Annotated in this window: 16 protein-coding genes; 7 read left to right on the forward strand and 9 right to left on the reverse strand. The window is 42.6% G+C overall.

What is annotated here, in order from left to right:
- Nucleotides 1-6: 6 nt before the first annotated feature.
- Entirely contained in the window at nt 7-1,869 is a 1,863-nt protein-coding gene (locus DK188_RS00925) for an alpha-amylase family protein (RefSeq protein WP_111668905.1), read from the forward strand.
- Nucleotides 1,870-1,953: 84 nt separating this feature from the next.
- Complete coding sequence (locus tag DK188_RS00930; RefSeq protein WP_111668906.1) at nt 1,954-2,754, forward strand: glycoside hydrolase family 25 protein; 801 nt, start codon at nt 1,954-1,956, stop codon at nt 2,752-2,754.
- Between the two features lie 112 nt (nt 2,755-2,866).
- On the opposite strand, the gene DK188_RS00935 is transcribed toward DK188_RS00930, so the two are convergent.
- The 4 genes from DK188_RS00935 to DK188_RS00955 all read right to left on the reverse strand — a co-directional run bounded on the left by DK188_RS00935 (nt 2,867) and on the right by DK188_RS00955 (nt 8,513).
- Nucleotides 2,867-3,958, reverse strand: a complete 1,092-nt coding sequence (locus DK188_RS00935; RefSeq protein ID WP_157963137.1) for a 6-bladed beta-propeller — start codon at nt 3,956-3,958, stop codon at nt 2,867-2,869.
- Between the two features lie 466 nt (nt 3,959-4,424).
- Entirely contained in the window at nt 4,425-5,594 is a 1,170-nt protein-coding gene (locus DK188_RS00945; protein WP_111668909.1) for a hypothetical protein, read from the reverse strand.
- A gap of 106 nt (nt 5,595-5,700) precedes the next feature.
- Nucleotides 5,701-6,864 (reverse strand): alpha/beta hydrolase family protein, encoded by a 1,164-nt coding sequence (locus tag DK188_RS00950; RefSeq protein ID WP_111669361.1) that lies wholly within the window; start codon nt 6,862-6,864, stop codon nt 5,701-5,703.
- A 17-nt stretch (nt 6,865-6,881) separates the two neighbouring features.
- On the reverse strand, nt 6,882-8,513 hold the full coding sequence (locus DK188_RS00955) for a sulfatase family protein (protein ID WP_111668910.1): 1,632 nt from the start codon (nt 8,511-8,513) through the stop codon (nt 6,882-6,884).
- 296 nt (nt 8,514-8,809) lie between these two features.
- On the opposite strand from DK188_RS00955, the gene DK188_RS00960 reads away from it, so the two are divergent.
- The 5 genes from DK188_RS00960 to DK188_RS00980 all read left to right on the forward strand — a co-directional run bounded on the left by DK188_RS00960 (nt 8,810) and on the right by DK188_RS00980 (nt 16,180).
- Nucleotides 8,810-9,388 carry an NADPH-dependent F420 reductase gene (locus tag DK188_RS00960; RefSeq protein ID WP_111668911.1) on the forward strand — a complete coding sequence of 193 codons (579 nt, stop codon included), beginning with the start codon at nt 8,810-8,812 and terminating at the stop codon, nt 9,386-9,388.
- 179 nt (nt 9,389-9,567) lie between these two features.
- A complete protein-coding gene (locus tag DK188_RS00965; RefSeq protein WP_111668912.1) occupies nt 9,568-10,524 on the forward strand; it encodes a calcium/sodium antiporter in 957 nt (318 codons plus the stop codon).
- A gap of 149 nt (nt 10,525-10,673) precedes the next feature.
- A complete protein-coding gene (locus DK188_RS00970; RefSeq protein ID WP_111668913.1) occupies nt 10,674-13,061 on the forward strand; it encodes an outer membrane beta-barrel family protein in 2,388 nt (795 codons plus the stop codon).
- Nucleotides 13,062-13,128: 67 nt separating this feature from the next.
- The gene (locus DK188_RS00975; RefSeq protein ID WP_111668914.1) at nt 13,129-15,306 is read left to right on the forward strand and encodes a DUF5916 domain-containing protein; all 2,178 of its coding nucleotides are present in this window, start codon (nt 13,129-13,131) and stop codon (nt 15,304-15,306) included.
- Nucleotides 15,307-15,445: 139 nt separating this feature from the next.
- Nucleotides 15,446-16,180, forward strand: a complete 735-nt coding sequence (locus DK188_RS00980; RefSeq protein ID WP_111668915.1) for a hypothetical protein — start codon at nt 15,446-15,448, stop codon at nt 16,178-16,180.
- Nucleotides 16,181-16,215: 35 nt separating this feature from the next.
- Here DK188_RS00980 and DK188_RS00985 read toward each other — a convergent pair whose 3' ends face one another.
- From DK188_RS00985 to DK188_RS01005, 5 genes are all read right to left on the reverse strand, one after another.
- Complete coding sequence (locus DK188_RS00985; RefSeq protein WP_111668916.1) at nt 16,216-16,785, reverse strand: pyridoxamine 5'-phosphate oxidase family protein; 570 nt, start codon at nt 16,783-16,785, stop codon at nt 16,216-16,218.
- Nucleotides 16,785-16,967: a CPXCG motif-containing cysteine-rich protein gene (locus tag DK188_RS00990; protein ID WP_111668917.1), complete on the reverse strand. Its 183-nt coding sequence runs from the start codon at nt 16,965-16,967 to the stop codon at nt 16,785-16,787. The genes DK188_RS00985 and DK188_RS00990 overlap by 1 nt, the downstream gene beginning before the upstream one ends.
- A gap of 98 nt (nt 16,968-17,065) precedes the next feature.
- On the reverse strand, nt 17,066-18,181 hold the full coding sequence (locus tag DK188_RS00995) for a hypothetical protein (protein ID WP_111668918.1): 1,116 nt from the start codon (nt 18,179-18,181) through the stop codon (nt 17,066-17,068).
- Nucleotides 18,168-18,836: a hypothetical protein gene (locus DK188_RS01000; RefSeq protein ID WP_111668919.1), complete on the reverse strand. Its 669-nt coding sequence runs from the start codon at nt 18,834-18,836 to the stop codon at nt 18,168-18,170. Before DK188_RS01000 ends, DK188_RS00995 begins: the two co-directional genes overlap by 14 nt.
- Nucleotides 18,814-19,353 (reverse strand): RNA polymerase sigma factor, encoded by a 540-nt coding sequence (locus DK188_RS01005; protein ID WP_232825632.1) that lies wholly within the window; start codon nt 19,351-19,353, stop codon nt 18,814-18,816. The genes DK188_RS01000 and DK188_RS01005 overlap by 23 nt, the downstream gene beginning before the upstream one ends.
- Nucleotides 19,354-19,612 lie beyond the last annotated feature (259 nt).

Below are 19,612 nucleotides of genomic sequence, written 5' to 3' on the forward strand. Positions count from 1 at the left end.
CTGAGAATGAAGAAATTTTTAACAGCAGCGGTACTGCTTGCAGCAACATTTTCTTGCCAAAAGCAATCCGAACCTACGGAGAACTCAGCCATGAAGCCTCAGAAAATAGTCGTTTACCATGTTTTCACCCGCCTTTTTGGCAATACGAATACCACCAACAAACCTTGGGGAACCAAAGAAGAAAACGGTGTCGGGAAGTTTAACGACTTCACGGATACTGCTTTGGAGGAGATCAAAAGGCTCGGAGTTTCCCACATTTGGTACACCGGAGTGCCGCATCATGGGGTGATTGGAGATTTTCCTGAGATTGGCGTGAGTTCAGATGATCCCGATATCATCAAAGGACGAGCGGGTTCACCTTACGCTGTACGCGATTACTATCAAGTCAATCCCGACTTGGCAGTGGATGTGACCAAGCGAATGGAAGAGTTTGAAGCCTTGATTGCCCGAACTCACAAGCACGGTATGAAGGTAATCATTGACATTGTGCCCAACCATGTTTCGCGTCATTATGAAGGGAAAAACAATCCAGATGGAGTCACAGATTTCGGAGCGGATGATGACAAAACTGTGGAATATGCCAAGGATAACAACTTTTATTATTTACCGGGCAAGGCTTTTTCTGTTCCTGATGCCAAAAATGGATATAAGCCTCTCGGTGGAGAAAAGCATCCGCTCGCTGACGGCAAGTTTGAAGAAAATCCTGCCAAATGGACTGGGAATGGTTCGAGATTGGCTCAGCCAGACTTTTACGATTGGTATGAGACGGTCAAGATCAATTATGGCGTAAGTCCTGATGGGAAAAAGGACTTTGACGAGTTGCCTGCAGGAGCAGATTCATTGGATTGGAAGGCGCACTATGACTTTTGGCAGGGAAAAGAAGTGCCTGATTCCTGGAAAAAATTCAAGGACATCACCCAGTTTTGGCTAGGGAAAGGCGTAGATGGTTTCCGCTTTGACATGGCCGAGATGGTGCCTGTGGAATTTTGGTCCTATCTGAATTCCCATATCAAAATGACCAATCCGGAAGCTTTTCTCTTAGCCGAAGTGTATAACCCCAGCCTCTACAGAGACTATATCCACAAAGGGAAGATGGACTACCTCTACGATAAAGTGGAGCTCTACGATACGCTGAAGCATATCATTCAAGGACACGGCTCGACAGATAATCTGGTGCCGATTTTGGAAGGCTTGAAAGACATCGAGCATCACATGCTCCACTTTTTGGAAAATCACGATGAGCAACGCATCGCCAGTCCAGAGTTTGCCGGTAATCCATGGAAAGCTATGCCGGCCATGGTAGTTTCGGCGACGGTTTCGACGTCACCAACCATGATCTATTTCGGACAGGAAGTGGGTGAGCCGGGAGCAGAAGATGCAGGTTTTGGGGACCCAAGCCGAACTTCCATCTTTGATTACATCGGGGTGCCACAGCATCAGAAATGGATGAATGGGGGAAAATTCGACGGGGGTCAGCTTTCTGATAATGAAAAAGCGCTGCGAAACTACTACTCCGAAGTGCTTAACTTCACCCGAAACAGCTCCGCGCTGATGGGAGAGTATATGGAATTGCATTCCTTCAACCGATCTCAAAACCCAGCCTATACAAACAAAGCATTTGCTTTTGCCCGATGGGATAAGAGCCAAAAGTTGATTGTCGTGACCAACTTCGACGAATTCCAATCGGTGAAAACGACGCTCAAACTGTCCCCGGAACTGCTGAAAGCTTGGAACTTGGAAACTGGCGAGCGGGAGATCAAAGAAGTGATGTTTGGAAAAAAGAAGACCACGCTTCGGGTAACCTCTGAAGGCGCGGAGATTGATTTGGACTTTGGACCTTGGGAATCGGCGGTGTTTGAGGTGAGATAGTTTGGAAGCTAGAAGAAGTGGATATCTATTGATTGTTTCTCCAAAAGACAATCTACTAATGCTTGGAATTTTAGAATCTGCCTGATGCCCCGCAAGAAAAAGTCCGGCTCTTGGAATTGGATCGTCGTTTTGATTTTTGTAGTGGCTTTGGGCTCCGGTTATTTTGTGTTCAAATTTCGAAAACAAATTGAGCGTACTTTAGGTGAATACACCCAAAAGTCCACCCCACTGACGGAATCCTTGAAATTTGAGCAGGTGTTTTCCAATTTTTCGGACGGGATTTTGGGAATTGATGTGTCCGAATATCAGGGAAAAATAGACTTTGCAGGCCTGCAGCTTCAGCTACAAAATCGACGGATCGAGTTTGTGGTTGTCCGGGCTACCATGGGCAAGGACGGGGTGGACTCACGCTACAAGCGAAACTGGGAGGGATTTCGAACCCTGCCTGTCAAGCGGGGAGCGTATCACTACTACCGTCCCAACGAAAACAGTACGCTTCAGGCACAGAATTTTATCAAAACGGCCAAACTCGACTCGGGCGACATGATTCCTGTCTTGGACATCGAAAAGCACAGCACGATTCAGTCCAAGGACAAACTTCGAGAAGGATTGAAAAACTGGCTTCGAATCGTGGAGGAACATTACGGAGTCAAGCCGATGATCTATACCGGGGACAGTTTTTTCTGGGAAGTGCTGCATAACCATGGTTTTGACGAATATCCTATCTGGGTGGCCAATTACAATCCGATTTTGGAGCCGGAGACCCAGGACTGGATTATTTGGCAATTTTCAGAAAAAGGAAGTCTACCGGGTATCCGGGAGAAAATTGATTTGAATGTACTGGTGGGTGGGGAAGAAGAGCTGGAAAGTCTTTTGATTCAGTAGGGTTTCGTTAGCTCCGCTGCTCCGCTCCTCGAGGTTTGTAACCTAGAAAAACTCTCAAGAGATTTATTTTCCCTATCATTTCATCAGAAAAAGAATCTAATACAAGTAGTGATCACCTTGGTTTTATTTTAAGTCGATAAATAAAATAGGACTCAGCGTAATCTGTAGAAAGTCGGTGCTTAAAAGAGTCAGGAATTCGGTCATAATTCTCCAAAATCTGCTCACCAGAAATCCCAAAATATAATTCCCCATCTACCGAGATTTGAGGAAAATAAAGAATCATGTTGGAAATAGAGTTGTCAACTATGCCGGGATAAACAGTCAATTCATCGGATTGAAAATCGAGTAAACCGACTTTTCGGGTTCCTTTTTCATTGATTTGAAATAGGATTCGATGGATATCTATTCCATAGACTTCACCTGGCAGGTAGTGGTATTTTTTCTCGTTAAAAAAGGCTAGCATATCCAAAGGATGTTGGATTTGAATAAGTCGATCAGCTACTGCATTTGAACCGAAATCAACGTGGAAAAGTGGACGAAATCCCTCCTGATCCAAAACGTAAATTGTGTCATTAAATGCCTGAGAAAAAAGCACTTTATCATTCCATTTAGAAAAAGATGAATAGGATTTGTAAACATAGTTGTATTCATCCTTTCGTATAGGAAGTGATTTTTTGAGATCGCCATTTTGGTTGATTAAAATATCATAATCTTCCTGATCATCGATTCGATTGTTAAATGAAATGATTTGTCCATCAGTTATCGGGAAATGAAAGTGCGCTTTGAAAGGAAGTTTTTCGGTCTCGCGTTCTTCAAGATTTTCATCAAACCAAATAATCGATGTCCCTCTGGAAATTACTCCTACACCATTTTCTATCAATATCACTTGAGTGATTCCATCTGCATTTAGCTTGTCATCAAAGCCGAAATCAATGCTTTTTCTGACATTTCCATCAAGCCCAATTTGATGAAGTGTTGTAACAATCCCTTCTTCAAATAAATAAAAGTACTTATCAGATTTAAGAATAGTGGGGGTACCTGAGATTGGGTATTTGGTTTGAATTTCAATGATTTCCAAACTCTCTCCTATTTCGCCTACAAGTAAAGGCTTGTTGGCTTGAATAGGTTGGAAAGAAAATGAGGAGTCTTTCTCTTCGCAGCTGAAAAATATGAGACTTAAGAAAAGGATAAACCACCGGTTCATTTCAGCAAGCATTTAAATTAAAAATTTAATGATAAGCCTTCAAAATTGCAAATTTCAAAGAGCTCAACTCCCCAAAATCCGATTCAAGTCCAAATTCAAATAATAATATACGCCGCTGATTTCCCACTTTTCGAAGGAAGATTGTCACAAGGAATGGTCTGGCTAGTTAAATTCGATAAGCCTGATCTGACATTAAAATTCCATTGATTTAATGAAAGGCAGAGAATCTGACCTTAAATACAAGACATGATTTCGCGTTTAACATTAAAAAATTAATGTGAGCAATGTTTTCTGACCTCAAATTTGAGGTCAGGCTTATTCTCTTTCTTTACTTGATCGCTTCTCGAGGTTTGCAACTTCAAGAACCTATCAATGGATTTGTAATTTATTCAGATTTAAAATCTGGGGATAGGGCCTTGAAATTGCTTCCGATAGCCATCGGGATTGAGAAGCCGCTAAACCGTAGCTATTCTTTCTTCACCAACTTCATTTTGTAAAGAATCAATCCTTCGTCCTCGACTTGGGACAAGCTTGGATTTTTTGAGGTGACCAATTCTCCATTTTTGTTGACTACAGTTGGACCATGGACACCCGGAGGTAGCGCGAGGTCAGCTTGGAGGAGTTTATAATCTTTGTCAAAAACAGCTACGTAGTACGGGTTCATCCGTTCGATTTCGATTCTTCCTTCGGGTGATTGCTGGTCGATTGTCGCCAGTTTTTGTTCGGCAACTCCCTTTCTGTAAATCGCCAAAACATAGTCGTCCAGAATCAAAAGGTCCTCAAAAGTTGCCGCCCTAATTTTCCGGACTTCGTCAAAAAAGGTAGCAGCTGCGGCTGGTTCTACAGGTTTATACCCTACCCAATCGGGTACTTCCAATTCCACGGTTTTTTGATAGCTGAATTGATCTCCCTCTTGCGCATACACATAAAATCTCGGTTCTAGCCACATTCCTAGGAGCCAGTTGTCACCTTTTTTGGAAACGATCGGAATAGGGAAGCCGTGGACTTTTCCATCTCTAAGTGGTGAAGATGCAGGAAGGTACATCGTGCCAAGGGTGTCTTTAGATGCTAAATCCAACACTTGCATGATGGGTTCTCGATACATGCTCTGATAGAAGTCTCCACTCTCAAAGTCAATCACTTTGCTATCCGGCCATAGATAGGGATACATGACTTTGTTTCGCATTTCAAAAAAGTCAAGTTTTGGGTAAAACATAAAAGCAGAAAATGGATAGGGGATAAGGACTTCGTCCACTTTTTTGCCAGCTTCAAACTTCAAATACCCTTTCTCTGCCGAGAGAACGATCACTTTCCCATCCACGTAGGAATAGCCTAAAACAGTCGAAACTGCATCCAATCCATCGGAACTCAATTCTACCTCCTGGCTTATTTTACCTTGCGCATCCACCTCAAGGTACTTTTGTGCTTGATCACTGACTAATAAGTACTGATCACTTGCAGGATCGTAATCCTGAAGCCGCATTTCTCCCAGGAAATCAACCTGAATTGAATCGCTCAGAACCAAGGCCAATTCTACTGGTTTTTCTGATTCTGAATTTTCGGAATTGCAACTGACTAAACTCAGAATGGTGGTAGCAAGGGCAAAGGGTTTGCTTAGTGAAAGAAGACTTTTCATACCATGGAATTAAAAAGATGAATGCTAATTGAAATTAAAAACTTCTTCATATATGTCCAAGGTTTTTAGGAATAATAAAAAAAGCGAACATCTATCACTAATACTTTCACTTAATATTCAAAAACTGCATCACCTCTTCATCCCCTTTTAGTGCTCGGTCCGGGATTGGATTTTTTTCAGTAAACACGCGCAATTCATCTGCCGAAAGAAGAGTCACGAAGCTTTCATCAAATGCATCCTGATAAGGAAGGCGACCGGCATTCAGACCCAAGTAATGCCCGAAGAAATTGTATACCGCAGCCCGCTTGTTTTTCCCGTAGTCATGCCGCTCGCCGGGTAGGTGGACGTTGTCTGCACGGCTTGCTGCAGCATAGGTAGCATACACTTTTTCGACATAGGGAAATTCGATACGGGGGGTGTTTTTGGTCCAGTCACCGCCGTCGGAAACCAGAAGTAAAGGTCTTGGCGCAGCCAAAGCGGCGATTTCCACATTGTTGGTTTGGTGATCTTCGCTTTTGTGAATCGGCATCCCACTTTCGCAGGTGCAGCCTCCAAAGAAATAGGCCGAAACCATCACGACGGGCGCGGATACTTTGATCCGGGAATCCAAAGCTGTAATCAGAATTGTCTGTGTTCCTCCACCGGATTCACCTGTTACACCGATTCGCTCGGGGTCGACATCCGGTCGGGAAATCAAGTAATCGATCACCCGTTGGGAATTGTAGGTTTGGATCGTTAAGGCAATCGGAATCTTGTGATCAACCTGCTTGGAATCCCCGTAGCCGATCATGTCGTAAGCAAAGACCACGGCACCCATTCGGGCAAAGGCTGCACTTCGGGTTTGCATGCTTTCCCCAAATCTCAGATCCGGACCATGTCCGTGTACGCTTAGAATTGCAGGACTTTTCTGAAAAGGAGCAGGATTCAGTGGCCGATAAAGATTCCCTGTGATAAAGAATCCGGGAAAGCTCTCGATAGCGATATTCTCCACAATGTATCCATCCATTTCACGAGTGCTGTGGATAACCGGATTAAATGGGGAAGTTCGAGGAGGCATTTGCTCGAGCTTCATTCCCTGTATGATTCCATTTCTGATCACGGCGGCTCGATTTTCCCAATCCACCTGAGTAGTCCAAGTAGAAGCGGTTTGGTTCATGAAAATAGCGGCTTCATCCTCTGTCCAAAATGCACCTTGGCAGAGCATATTTTCCTGAGCAAAAAGTGGGTGGCTGATCCAAAAGAGCAAGAAAAATCCAAATAGTCTCTTCATAATTTCAATCGTAAAAATCATTTTAGAATAAGTGCTATTTCATTCGCTTCAAAACCGATTCGATGGGCATTTACATACAGGGAATCACCTGCGGTTGCTTCGAATGGTTCCACATAAACTTTCCAGCCCTGGTTTTTGGATATTCGGTATCCGATGATCGCACTTGGAGTGGCGGAATGGAGGGCGACTTTTCCGTTTTCGAAATTGACTTGGGCAGGTTCGGTGGTTGGGGCTTCTTCTTTTCCTCCCCACCAATTACGGACCATTTCCATTTCGTTGAGGGCACCCATGTCTCCGTATTTAGCCACCCAGTCTTCATGTGCCTTGCGCAATTCAGCGAGCTTTTCTGAATACTCTGGATTTCCAACCAGATTGGTAAACTCCCAAGGATCAGTTTGGGTATCGTACAATTCTTCTTCGGGTTTGGTTTGGGCAAACCACCTGGACTGATTTTCATTGAGGAGCTCTTTTTCTTGAAGATCGAGCAGATGGACCATCAGTGGATTTTGGAGGCGATAGCGAATATTCTGATAATTGGGCTTTCCGGGCATGTAGTTTCGGATGTATTTGTAGCGCCCATCAGAGACGGCCCGAACCCTGTCGTATTCAGAGTCCATCCGGTCACGTCCGGCGTAGACATATGTTCGAGGTTGGGATTTTTGATTTCCCAGGAAAGCTTGCCCTTGCATGGTCTCCGGAATCGGAATACCTGCCAGAGAAAGAAGGGTTGGACCAAAATCGACAAAACTGACCAGTTCATCTGTTTTCGTCCCCCCTTCCAGCCAAGGTGCTTTCACCAAAAGAGGCACTTTCAGCCCCCGGTCGTACAATTCCCGCTTGAAATAGGGCATCCCATCCCCATGATCGGAATAGAAGAAAATGATGGTGTTTTCATATAATTCATCTTCTTTCAGTTGTGCAATCACCTCTCCGACTTGGGCATCCATCCGCATCACATTGGTAATATATCGGGCTATTGTCCTTCGGCTCATAGAATCATCGGGATAGACTGGCGGAACAGTCACGTCTGTCGGATCTACTAGCAAACTATCTTGCCCCTCTCTAGCCCAAACCTGAGATTCATGGGTGGTGGTAAAGTTGAAAATGGAAAAAAAAGGTTGATTCGGATCAGGTCGATTGCGGTAATGTGCTTTGGAGCTGCTCTCATCCCACATGGTGACCGGACTTCGGAACTGGTAATCTTCCTTGGAGTTGTTGGTGGTATAATAGCCCGCCATCCTGAGGTGAACCGGATAGGGCCACATTCCCTCGGGCAAGACGGTGGAATAGCCTTTGAATCCAGGAGGATAAGCATCTCCTGCTGCTGCGGATGGAGCCAAGGTCCTCATATGCATGGCTCCGATAGCTGTCTGATACGCACCAGTGATCAAGGCAGCACGGCTCGGAGCACATACACCGGCTGTAGAGAATGCATGTTGGAATTGGAGAGACTCCGCGGCCAAGGCATTGAGGTGAGGAGTTTTTCCACCGGTTCCTCCATAGCTCTCCAGATGTTCGGGAGACATGTCTTCTACTACGATCCAGACTATGTTGGGGCGATCGGGATATTGGATTGATTGGATCTCTGGTTCTTCTTTTTTACAGGAAAAAATCAAAAAAGCTATTGCTATAAAAAGGTAAGTCTTCATAGGTCAGGGGGTTATTGATCTTTAAAAGATAGAATTAATTTTAAAAAAATCTGGCCTGCAGCTTAGCTTTCGCGATTCGTTTTGGAATAAATCTCATTTTCTTTTGCGTGAAGTTTTCTGAAATCCGCATCTCTGGATACAAGAATCCCTGCTTTTCTGAGGAATTGGACCATCAATAAAACCTGCTGAGAAGATTTTAATTTTTATAAATGGAACTGATCTACAATTAAATCTGTCATTACCTAGCCTGTTAACTTTTGGATAGGTGAATTACCATAGATCATAAACAGGTTTTAATGAAAAAAGTAGGCGTTTTAGGTTCGGGAGTCGTTGGAAGGACACTTGCCGACGGATTTGAAAAGCGTGGCTATGAGGTCATGCTTGGCACCAGCAATCCCAAGAAACTGCTGGATTGGCAATCCGGTACGAATGGGAAAGTGGGAAGTTTTACCCGGGCAGCGGATTTTGGAGATCTGATTGTCCTTGCTGTAAAAGGAGTTGCCGCTCAGGATATCGTGGCACAGGTCAAGGTCGGTATTAGCGACAAACTGGTCTTGGATGTAACCAATCCGCTGTCTGAAGAAAAGTCCAAAGACGGTATACGGAAATTTTTTACCAATGAGGATGAATCTCTCATGGAGAAACTTCAGGAATTGGTTCCGGAGGCCCATTTTGTCAAAGCCTTCAACTATTTTGACAGCAAAGCGATGGTCAATTCTGCCAAATCAAAAGCTCAGATCATGAACATTTGCGGCAATGAGGATGGAGCTAAAGCCGAGGCAAAGGAAATTTTAGCGCAGTTTGGATTCAAATCGAAAGATTTGGGCAAAGTAGAAGCGGCCAGAGAAATTGAGCAAATGGCGATTTCATTGTAGTCTTTGGACTTTGTTCCTTTTATGGCTAGCCTTTGTCCTTAGATTTGAGGCCGGAAAGGGATTTTTGTTTCCAGCCCGGGTTTTTCATTTACGGCTTAAGAGTAAGCTATATTAATGCTAGCTTTGAATTCTGAACAGATTTATGATCTGTTTTTGTCGAATTACATTTTCTCAAACCTATGATTTTACAGATTGTATTATTGGTTGTTGGATTGGTTCTTTTGGTAAAAGGTGCAGACTGGTTAGTTGATGGAGCTTCGGTTTTAGCCAAGAAAAATAACATTTCCGACCTAGCGATTGGCCTTACTATCGTTGCTTTTGGTACCTCAGCTCCTGAATTGGTCGTCAATGCAGTAGCTGCTGCGGGCAATTATCCCGAAATTGTCTTCGGGAATGTAATCGGCTCCAATAATTTCAACTTGTTTGCTATTCTGGGAATCGCCGGCTTGATTACGCCTTTGGCAGTCCAATCAAGTACCGTTTGGAAAGAAATCCCCTTCTCCTTACTGGCAGCGATTGCCCTGTTTTTTCTGGCAAACAATTACTTTCTGGCTGATTCCGCCAACTTATCCCGCTATGATGGCTTCATCCTTTTGGCCATGTTTGGTGGGTTTCTGTATTATGTGGCCACGCAGCTGAAAGCTGATCCTACTGTGGAGGGAGTGGAAAACAAAGATTACTCCACGATGAAAATCTGGTTTTTAATTCTTATCGGGCTTGGTGGCTTGGTAGGCGGAGGTAAGTTGGTCGTAGACAATGCCGTATCCATTGCCCAGTCTCTTGGAGTAAGTGAAAAGATCATCGGATTGACAATCATCGCAGCAGGTACTTCCCTACCCGAGTTGGCGACATCTGTAGTGGCAGCGTTGAAGAAAAATGCAGATATCGCCATCGGTAATATTGTTGGATCGAATATTTTCAACCTTCTCTTGGTGCTGGGTGTCAGTTCACTAGTCCGGCCACTGGACTTCAATCCTTCTTTCAACATTGACATCTACTTGCTTTCTGCCGGGACAGTTTTCTTGTTTCTTTCCATGTTTATTGGCAAAAAACACCGGCTGGACAGGTGGCAAGCGGCACTTTTGTTGGTGACTTTTGCATCCTATACCACCTATTTGGTGATGCTTGAGCTTTGATTTGTTCCTAAACCAGTAATTCAAAGGGGTTCTATGAACCCTTTTTTTTTGCCATTTGTAAAAATCAGGATGGTTCCAACTCGGTTTGGTTCTAAATTTCAGGCAGTTGATTTAGGATAATTTTTGGATCGACCAAGAAACCCAAACCTATGAAGCCTGTTTTACAAAAAAACCTCCTGTTTCTTTTGTTAATTATTTTTTTCTCAGCCAATGTTTTTGCACAACAAAACAAGGCAAGAATTAAAGGAGCCATTCTGGATAAGTCAAGCACCGAACCGCTTGCCTTTGCCACAGTTGGTGTTTTCACAGAAAAAGACAGTCTCGTGGGAGGTGGAATCACAGATGAGGACGGCAAATATGCTATCGATCTTCCCTTCGGGAAATTTTATGCGCTGATTGAGTTTATGGGCTTTGAAGCACATAAAACCAATGTTTTTTCCCTTTCGCGGGAAAATCAAAATCTGGATCTGGGAGAAATCCAACTATCGAGTACTGCCTCAGACCTCAATGAAGTCGTGGTACAGGGGGAAAAAACTATCATGGAGCTTTCTCTGGACAAGCGGATTTTCAACGTGGGAAAGGACCTGGCCAATGCCGGTGGCAATGCTTCAGATATTCTGATGAATCTACCATCGGTCGCCGTAGACCCTGATGGGAATGTCCGGCTGAGGGGTTCTGCCAATGTCCGAATTCTAATTGATGGTAAGCCTTCAGGTTTGGTCAGTTTCAAAGGCAGTAGTGGACTCCGACAGCTTCCGGCCAACATGGTGGAGCGGGTGGAGGTCATCACCAATCCCTCTGCGCGCTATGAGGCGGAAGGGATGGCTGGAGTCATTAATATTATTCTAAAAAAAGACAGCAAACAGGGCTTCAACGGTTCGTTTGAGTTGATCGCAGGGTACCCGGTAAATACCGGATTTACGACTAACCTGAATTACCGTCACCGACGGATCAATTGGTTTATCAATTATGGCTTGGCGTACAGGCGGACTCCAGGCATCAGCGAACTTTATCAGGAAGTGTACAACGAGGACGGAACGACTTCCATTCTGAGCCAAAACAATTCGTCTACTGTCACAGCCTTGAATAATAATCTTCGAGGCGGATTGGATTATTATTTCAACGAAAACAGCATTCTTACGCTTTCTTACCTTTGGAGAAGAAGTGATGCTCATCGGATTACAGACATCCGATACGAAGATTACCTCAACAGTTTTGATGATTACTTGGGGTATTCGCTCAGGAGGCAGGATGAAACAGAGGATGAGCCAAACAAAGAGGCCATCGTCAATTATAAACGGACTTTTGCCCAGAAAGGACACGAGTTCACTGCTTCTTTTACTTACCTGAACTATTGGGAGCGGTCTGATCAGCTTTTTACCCAAAGTTCATTCACTCCGGAAAATGTGCCCATTACCTCTGAAGACCTCGTCCAAACTTCACTGAATGATGAGTACGAAAATCAATATTTGGTTCAAATGGATTACGTCAAACCATTTGCATCCAAAGGCAAATTTGAAACTGGAATCCGTACCAGCTTCCGAGAAATGGAAAACGACTACTTGGTACAAGAACAGGACGAAACCGGAGATTTTGAGACGATTCCAGGCTTGGATAACATTTTTCTATATAACGAAAATATCCTTGCTGCCTATGGAATCATCGGGAACGAAACGGGAAAATGGAGCTATCAAGGCGGGCTGAGGGCAGAATACACCGATGTGGAGACTATTCTGCTGGAAACAAATGAAACCAACCCCAGGAGCTATACCAATTTCTTTCCCTCTGCTCACCTGACGTATAATGTAACTGAAGAAAATGCCTTTCAGCTGAGCTACAGCCGTCGGGTAAGGCGTCCGGTTTACAACGACCTGAGCCCTTATGTGACTTTTTCTGATCAGCGAAATTTCTTCAGTGGCAATCCAGACTTGGATCCTGAGTTTACCGATGCTTTTGAACTGGGTCACATCAAATACTTTGAGAAAGCGACGCTGTTCACTACTGTCTATTTCAGAAATACAGTGGATAAGATAGAGCGGATCAGGCAGGTAAATGACAATGGGTTTTCGGTAACTGCACCACTCAATTTGACCGGAGAGAAATCCTACGGCGTAGAGTTCAGTGGAGATTATCGGGTAAAAGACTGGTGGAAACTGGACTTCAACGCCAACTTCTTCCATGCACGGATAGATGCAAGTAACATCGGTCAAACAGAACTGAGGAAAACCTATTCTTGGCTGTTTCGGCAGACCTCGAGGTTCACCTTTGGAGAAGGATGGGACATCCAGGTGAGAGCAAACTATGAGGCACGGCAAAAAACTGCCCAAGGCGTAAGAAAAGGCATTTTCTTCATGGATCTCTCTGCCAGCAAACGAATTCTTGAGGACCGAGGCACCTTGGTATTGAATGTGACAGATGTATTCAATACGCGGATCAATCGATACATTGCCGAAGGCTTCAACTTCTTCACCGAAGGCGAGTCGCAGATGATCAGACGGCAGACCAATCTCACGTTTGCTTATCGGATTAAGCAATAAATTTCCAATTGAAGCATAGAAGATTTTTGAACCCCTGATCTTCTAGTACCTGATTCATCCTTACGCTATGCGATATCGACTTTTGTTTTTTCTGTTAAGCTTCTGCTTGACATCTTCTCTCTTTGCCCAAAAAATCAATTCTAGATATAGACTTGCTATTCAGAAAGCGAGTTCTGAAATCATTGTCGATGGCGTTTTGGATGAAAAAGCCTGGGAAGAAGCCGATGTGGCCACGGATTTTTTCATGATCACGCCGATGGATACCAGCTTTGCGCAGGTGAAAACAGACGTGCGCATGAGTTACGATTCTGATCACCTCTATTTGATTGTCGTGAATTACCACGCAGTGGAAGGACCCTACATGGTAGAGTCGCTGCGCCGGGATTTCAGTTTCGGGAAAAATGACAACTTTCTCCTATTCATGGATCCCTTTGACGACCAGACCAACGGCTTTTCATTTGGTGCAAATGCTGCTGGTGCGCAGTGGGATGGGCAGATGTACAATGGAGGAAGTGTCGATCTGAGTTGGGATAATAAATGGGTGTCTAAAGTCAAAAACTACGATGACAAGTGGGTGTTTGAAGCAGCTATACCTTTCAAATCCATCAGATACAAAAAGGGAATCTCAGAATGGGGGATCAACTTCAGCCGACTGGATTTGAAAACGACCGAAAAATCTGGCTGGGCGCCTGTGCCAAGGCAATTTCCTTCAGCGTCCCTAGCTTATACGGGCACGCTCGTATGGGATAATCCTCCGCCTGATGCAGGAGCCAATGTATCCATTATACCTTATCTTCTTGGCGGTGTCAGTAAGGACTTCCAATCAGAGGGTCCTAACCAGTACCGAAGAGATGTAGGAGTCGATGCCAAGATTTCTTTGACCTCCTCCCTCAATTTGGACCTCACCGTGAATCCAGACTTTTCTCAAGTAGAAGTAGATCGGCAAGTGACGAATTTGGACCGGTTCGAGCTTTTCTTCCCAGAGCGGAGGCAATTTTTCCTCGAAAACGGGGATTTGTTTGCGGGTTTTGGATACACTAGTATCCGACCGTTTTTTTCGAGGAGAATCGGATTGGAAGCCCCGATCCAATTTGGAGCCAGATTGAGCGGGAAGATCAACAAGGACTGGAGGATCGGAGCCATGAATATGCAGACAGGTGATGTCGAGGAATCGGCCCTTCCTTCCCAGAATTTCACCGTGATGGCACTTCAGCGGCAAGTCGGAGCCCGATCCAATATCGGCGCGATTTTCGTCAACAAGCAATCCCTCAATTACAACCCTGATCCCAATTCGGAGCAGCCGATATATTCCCAATTCAATAGAAATGTAGGTTTGGAGTACAATTTGGCTTCTTCCAATAATCTTTGGACAGGAAAAGCAATGGTCCTACAGAGTTTTGGTCCAGATCAAACTGGCAATGGCTTTACCCATGCAGCTAACCTAAAGTATGCTAGCGGAAATATGACCTGGAGTTGGCAACATGAATATGTATCTGAAAACTATACCGCTGAAGTAGGCTTTGTACCACGTAAAGGATATTTCAAAGTCAACCCATTTGTGGGTTATCGTTGGTTTCCAAAGAGTGAAAAGATATTGAGTCATGGCCCCGATGTGAGTTCTACGCTTTTTTATAACACACTTGGTGTTCACACTGATAATAATTCATTCCTGTCCTACTCGGTGAGGTTCAGAAGCCAGAGTAATTTGACCACTTTCCTGATTTATGACTTCGTCAAGCTGCAGGCCCCGTTTGATCCGACCAATTCTGGAAATGAAAAATTGCCTGTGGGTTCAGATCATTTCGCGTACAGCTGGAGAACAGAATATACCTCTAAACCACAAAGCATTTTCACCTATGGATTCTCGACCCGATTGGGTGGATATTATGCAGATGGGGAGTTGTATAGTGTGAGTACAGATCTGGGATATCGATTTCAGCCTTACGTGAGCTTTGCGCTGAATACTACTTACAACCAAATTATTCTTCCTCAGCCCTGGGGAAAGACAGATTTTTGGTTGGTCGGTCCGCGAATCGATGTCACGATGACGAATACGCTCTTCTTCACAGCTTTTGTCCAATACAATGAACAAATCGATAATATTAATCTGAATACACGTTTTCAGTGGCGCTTTAAGCCCGCTTCAGATTTGTTTATTGTCTACACGGATAACTATCTGCCCGATCCCTTCAATGTGAAGAATAGATCCGTTGTCCTGAAATTTACCTACTGGTGGAATGTGTAGTTTCTTGAGGCTTTTTGATTTTCTGCATTCTAAAATTATCCTATGATTAAATCAATTTGATGTACTATTATTTACAGATTATTCTGAATTGTTTTACAAATAAGATTTTAAATTTGGTATAATCTTATTCCACCAACTTATGAAAAAGCAAAACATTCTAATCGCAGCAGCATTCTTGGCTGCTTATTCCTGCAAACCCTCAGAACCAGAAGTGGTAGAAGTACCGGTTGAGGTCGTCGAAGAAGTTATGGTTGAAGAGGTTGTTTGGGTGGTCGACGAGCACCACATCAACGAAATGCCTGTTACCACGCATCCAACCGCTACGCCACGAATTAAAAAAGATCCTGCCACTAAAGCTCCTGTCCGGGATACCACCACCGTCCACGAAGATGTTCCATATACTCCGATGCCTTCTACTGAGATCTTATTGGCAGTATCTACATCCCCAGACGTAGAACCAATAGCTCCCGTGGCTGGTGAGGAGTTGATCATTCCGCTGGATGAGACTCAGACCGTTCAGTCTTTTGGTAAAAAAGGTCAGGCAACAGGAGCTGTACAGGTGGTAACCAACTCAACAACAGGGGAGATTGATCATATTATTTTTGAAGATAAACATCACAAAGACTACTATGATGTACAGGCAGGTATGAGCGTGAAAGAGGTGAAAAAACTGAGAAAAGAAATGAAACACATGGTCCATAAAGGCCAGGTGTTTTTCTACAGTGATGATTCCAATATCATGTATTTGTTGGATGTGAAATACTCCGATGGAACCGAAATCGTAACGTCTGATATTGATGAAAGTCTAGTGACCGCAGTAGTGTGGAAGGATAAAAAACACAAAGATCATCCAAAGCATAATGCAAAAAAGTAAAACTAAAAGGGCTGTCAACTAAATGACGGCCCTTTTTATGGTACTAGCCTTTGGCCTGCCCAGCTATTAGTTTTGGAATAGGATATTTTTAAATGGTTCGTTCCATTCAACTGCAAGACTTCGATGGAATCTGGAATGATTTTCAAAACCGTAAACTGGTGGGCATCGCCAGATTCCGTCCAATCAAATGCCTCCTTAAACTCCTGAATCGGCGTACTCGGAGCTAAAGTAGAAGAGTACGCTTTCTTGGCTTCTCCCTGGACTTGGAGCCAATTCCTTTGGCTTAGCTCATTCTGATGATGGACCTCTGTTCTTGCCTTGATCCGAACCTGAACTCGCTTACTCGGATGGTAAAAATGAAGCGATGCAGCTGGATTTGTGATCAGCTCGGCGACTTTCTCCGAGCGAAAATCCGTGAAAATGTAAAAATCTAATTCCTTGCTTACCGATCTGACCACGACTGTCCGAATCTCAGGGCCAGTCTTTCCAATCGTACCAAGATTGGTGTACCGAAAAGGATGCTTTGGATCTAAAGCCCCGCGATGCAGTTCGTGGACCAAGGATTGCCAGATTTCAGTGAGGGATTCGTTTTCGGAGAAAAGCATTATTGATCGATAGAATTTGCTTCGAAATATACCAACTCGCTGACTTCAAATTCCAGATTGATTTGGATGGGATTGCAGCACACTTCGCAATCTTCAATATAGTCTTGATGGGAAACTGATGGATCCAAAAGCATGGAAATCTCCTGAAAGCAATGTGGGCATGTGAAGAAGTGTTCGTGCATACTTGAAAAACCTAAAGCCCAGAATTTGGTTTATTCTTTCTTGTCTAAATAGCCTAGAAATTTGTTTTTTGGATTAATTCACGGGGCATTCATCCTTATCATTCTCTAGTTGAAAATAGGTTTAAATCAACTCCTAGAGATAGTAAATCCGCTTCATTAGAAGAGCCGAAAAACACCTCCGACTTGATTTTTATCAATCGATTTAAAAAAATGTCGACTCCAATTTTGTTTTTGTTATTGATTAAAATGTCTTTTTTTGGATCCGCGAAAACAAGCCTTCCATAGTAAATCCGTATAGGATTATCAGCCGACCCTAAAAGCATGCCTGAGTTTATAAAAAAACTTTCATTGGTAATAAATCGACTTTCACTATTTCTGGATATAAAGCTATAAATATCATAGGATATGAAAAATCCACTATTTTGTTGAGTCCATTTATTAAATCTTTTAACTCGAAAGTTCATATAAAATTCTAGATCTACAGGAAAAAGGTTGCCTAAAAAACTAACCCCAAGTGTACTCCCAAAATCTACTAAAGGAGTTCTTTCCATGTTTTTATAGGTCACCACTTGAGAACTTCCATCTTCTTTTATTTTTATATCTTTATTGAATTTGATTTTTTCATATGTTGAGAACCATTCGTTGGCTTTTCCTTCTTTTTTGATCAGTTCTGTAAATCCTGAGTCCTTCAAAACCAACATTTCATCAATCTCACCTAAATAAAATTTGATTTCAAGCATCTCTCTAAAGTATGTAAATGTCACCTCATGCCGATAAATTGGTAAAACCAATCCATCTACAGACTTGTATCGTGTCTCATTTCGCTCTGAAACGATCAATTCATTTGTCTCAGGGCGGAAGTTTAATGCATAAGATCCATTTTCAAGATCTAAGTTGACGTTACCCAAGACTGTAAAAAATGGATCGATGTCTTTCTCAAATCCTTCAAAAGTTTCAAATTTGATGATATTGAGTGAGGTTAAGGATATTTTTTTTTCATCGCCAATAAACACGTTTAAGGTGTCATTTACTCGTCTAAGTTGATTGTTTGTTTCATCGTAAGATTTATCAAAAAATTTATAATCAATTTTTCCTTTGTCTTCTCTACTGTTTTTGAGAGTTGAAACAGTTATTTTGGGATTTGTGTCTTGTGAGTATCCATTTACACTAGCTAAAAATAATAGTACAGCGAAAATAAGTTTAATTTCTTTCATTTGATTCTTTCTTTATGGATTGAAAAACTGAATTGGGTAAGGTAGTTGTCGAGGCTTGTACTCTTCCTACATTCAACTCATTCAACAGGTCAAATTTTTGAACTAATACGATTTGATCTGCAGATTTATCTTTATCTAGTTTTGCTAGGCTTTTTTGGAGATGTAATGCTGCCGGACTTAGCATTTTTGGATTTTCATCTTTTTCCTCAAGCTCTTTAATCAAATGAACTTGATTTTTCAAATTACTAGTTTCCATTAGCGGCTTTGATTTTTCATTACTAATTATCTCTTCAGAAACATCAAATTTTTCCAAATCTGGTTTTTCTTTATTTTCTATTTCAACAGGTTTCGCTTTCGAAATTGAAAATGTTGGCCTTTCAAATTTTAGATCAAAATTCACTTCTTTCTTTGATCGACCAGTTACCAATTGACTATCGTCAAGTAGAATTTCTTTACTATCTCCAAAAAGGAAAAGGCTAAGCAAAAGCGCTACACTTGCCGCAGCAATCCAAAAGAACATGGCTTTAGGTAAATGCTGTTCTTTCTTAGTTTCGATTTTGTTCCAAACAACATCTGCTCTGAACTCCAACCCCTTGGGGAATTGGACTTCCTGGTCAATATTCTTTATCGGTTTAAGAGGCATGATTCCATCCATTTTTAATGATTATTGCCTTCATAGCGGCTTTTGCTTTGCTTAATTGGGATTTGGATGTCCCAACTGAAATACCCAGTTTATCAGCAATTTCAGGGTGTGAATAACCTTCAATTTCAAATAGGTTGAATACGGTTCTGTAGCCTTCAGGTAATTTTAAGATTAAAGTAAAAAGCTCATCTGCGGATAATTTTTCGATTACAGTCTCCCCAGTAGTTTCAATATTTTCATCAGATTCTATCATCATTGGAGCTTTGTTTTGCTTTCTGAGAAACATCAGACATTCATTGACCAAGATCCGTTTGAGCCAAGATTCAAAGGATTTTGATTCCCTATTTTCGAATGAGGAAAGTGAATCGAATGCTTTTACAAATCCATTGCTTAGGATTTCCTCAGCATCTTCTTGAATTCTGACATATCTCAGGCAAAGAGCATACATCCTTCGACCGAAGCGGTCGTATAGCTCGCGTTGGGCTTTTTGATTCCCTTTCTTCGCCTGATTGATAATCTTGTCTTCCAAAAAGCTGTATTTATTTGCTGTTCCTCAATTAGATAAATGAAAATAGTTATTCAACGGTTGCCTTGGTATTTGAATAATTTTAAAAATTAATGGAGGATTGAAAATTTCTTCGATTAGGAATTGCCTATCTGAAAAAATTCCTACTAAATACCTCAGCTAATTAATCAAAATTAGTCTTGGATCTACCCAAGTTTGGCCTAAAACCTATCCAGGAGACAATTTTGAAGTGATTCAATCTGGGAATTATCTGGAATGGATT

It is taken from the genome of Algoriphagus litoralis, from assembly GCF_003259255.1.
GTDB classification, from domain to species: Bacteria; Bacteroidota; Bacteroidia; order Cytophagales; family Cyclobacteriaceae; genus Algoriphagus; species Algoriphagus litoralis.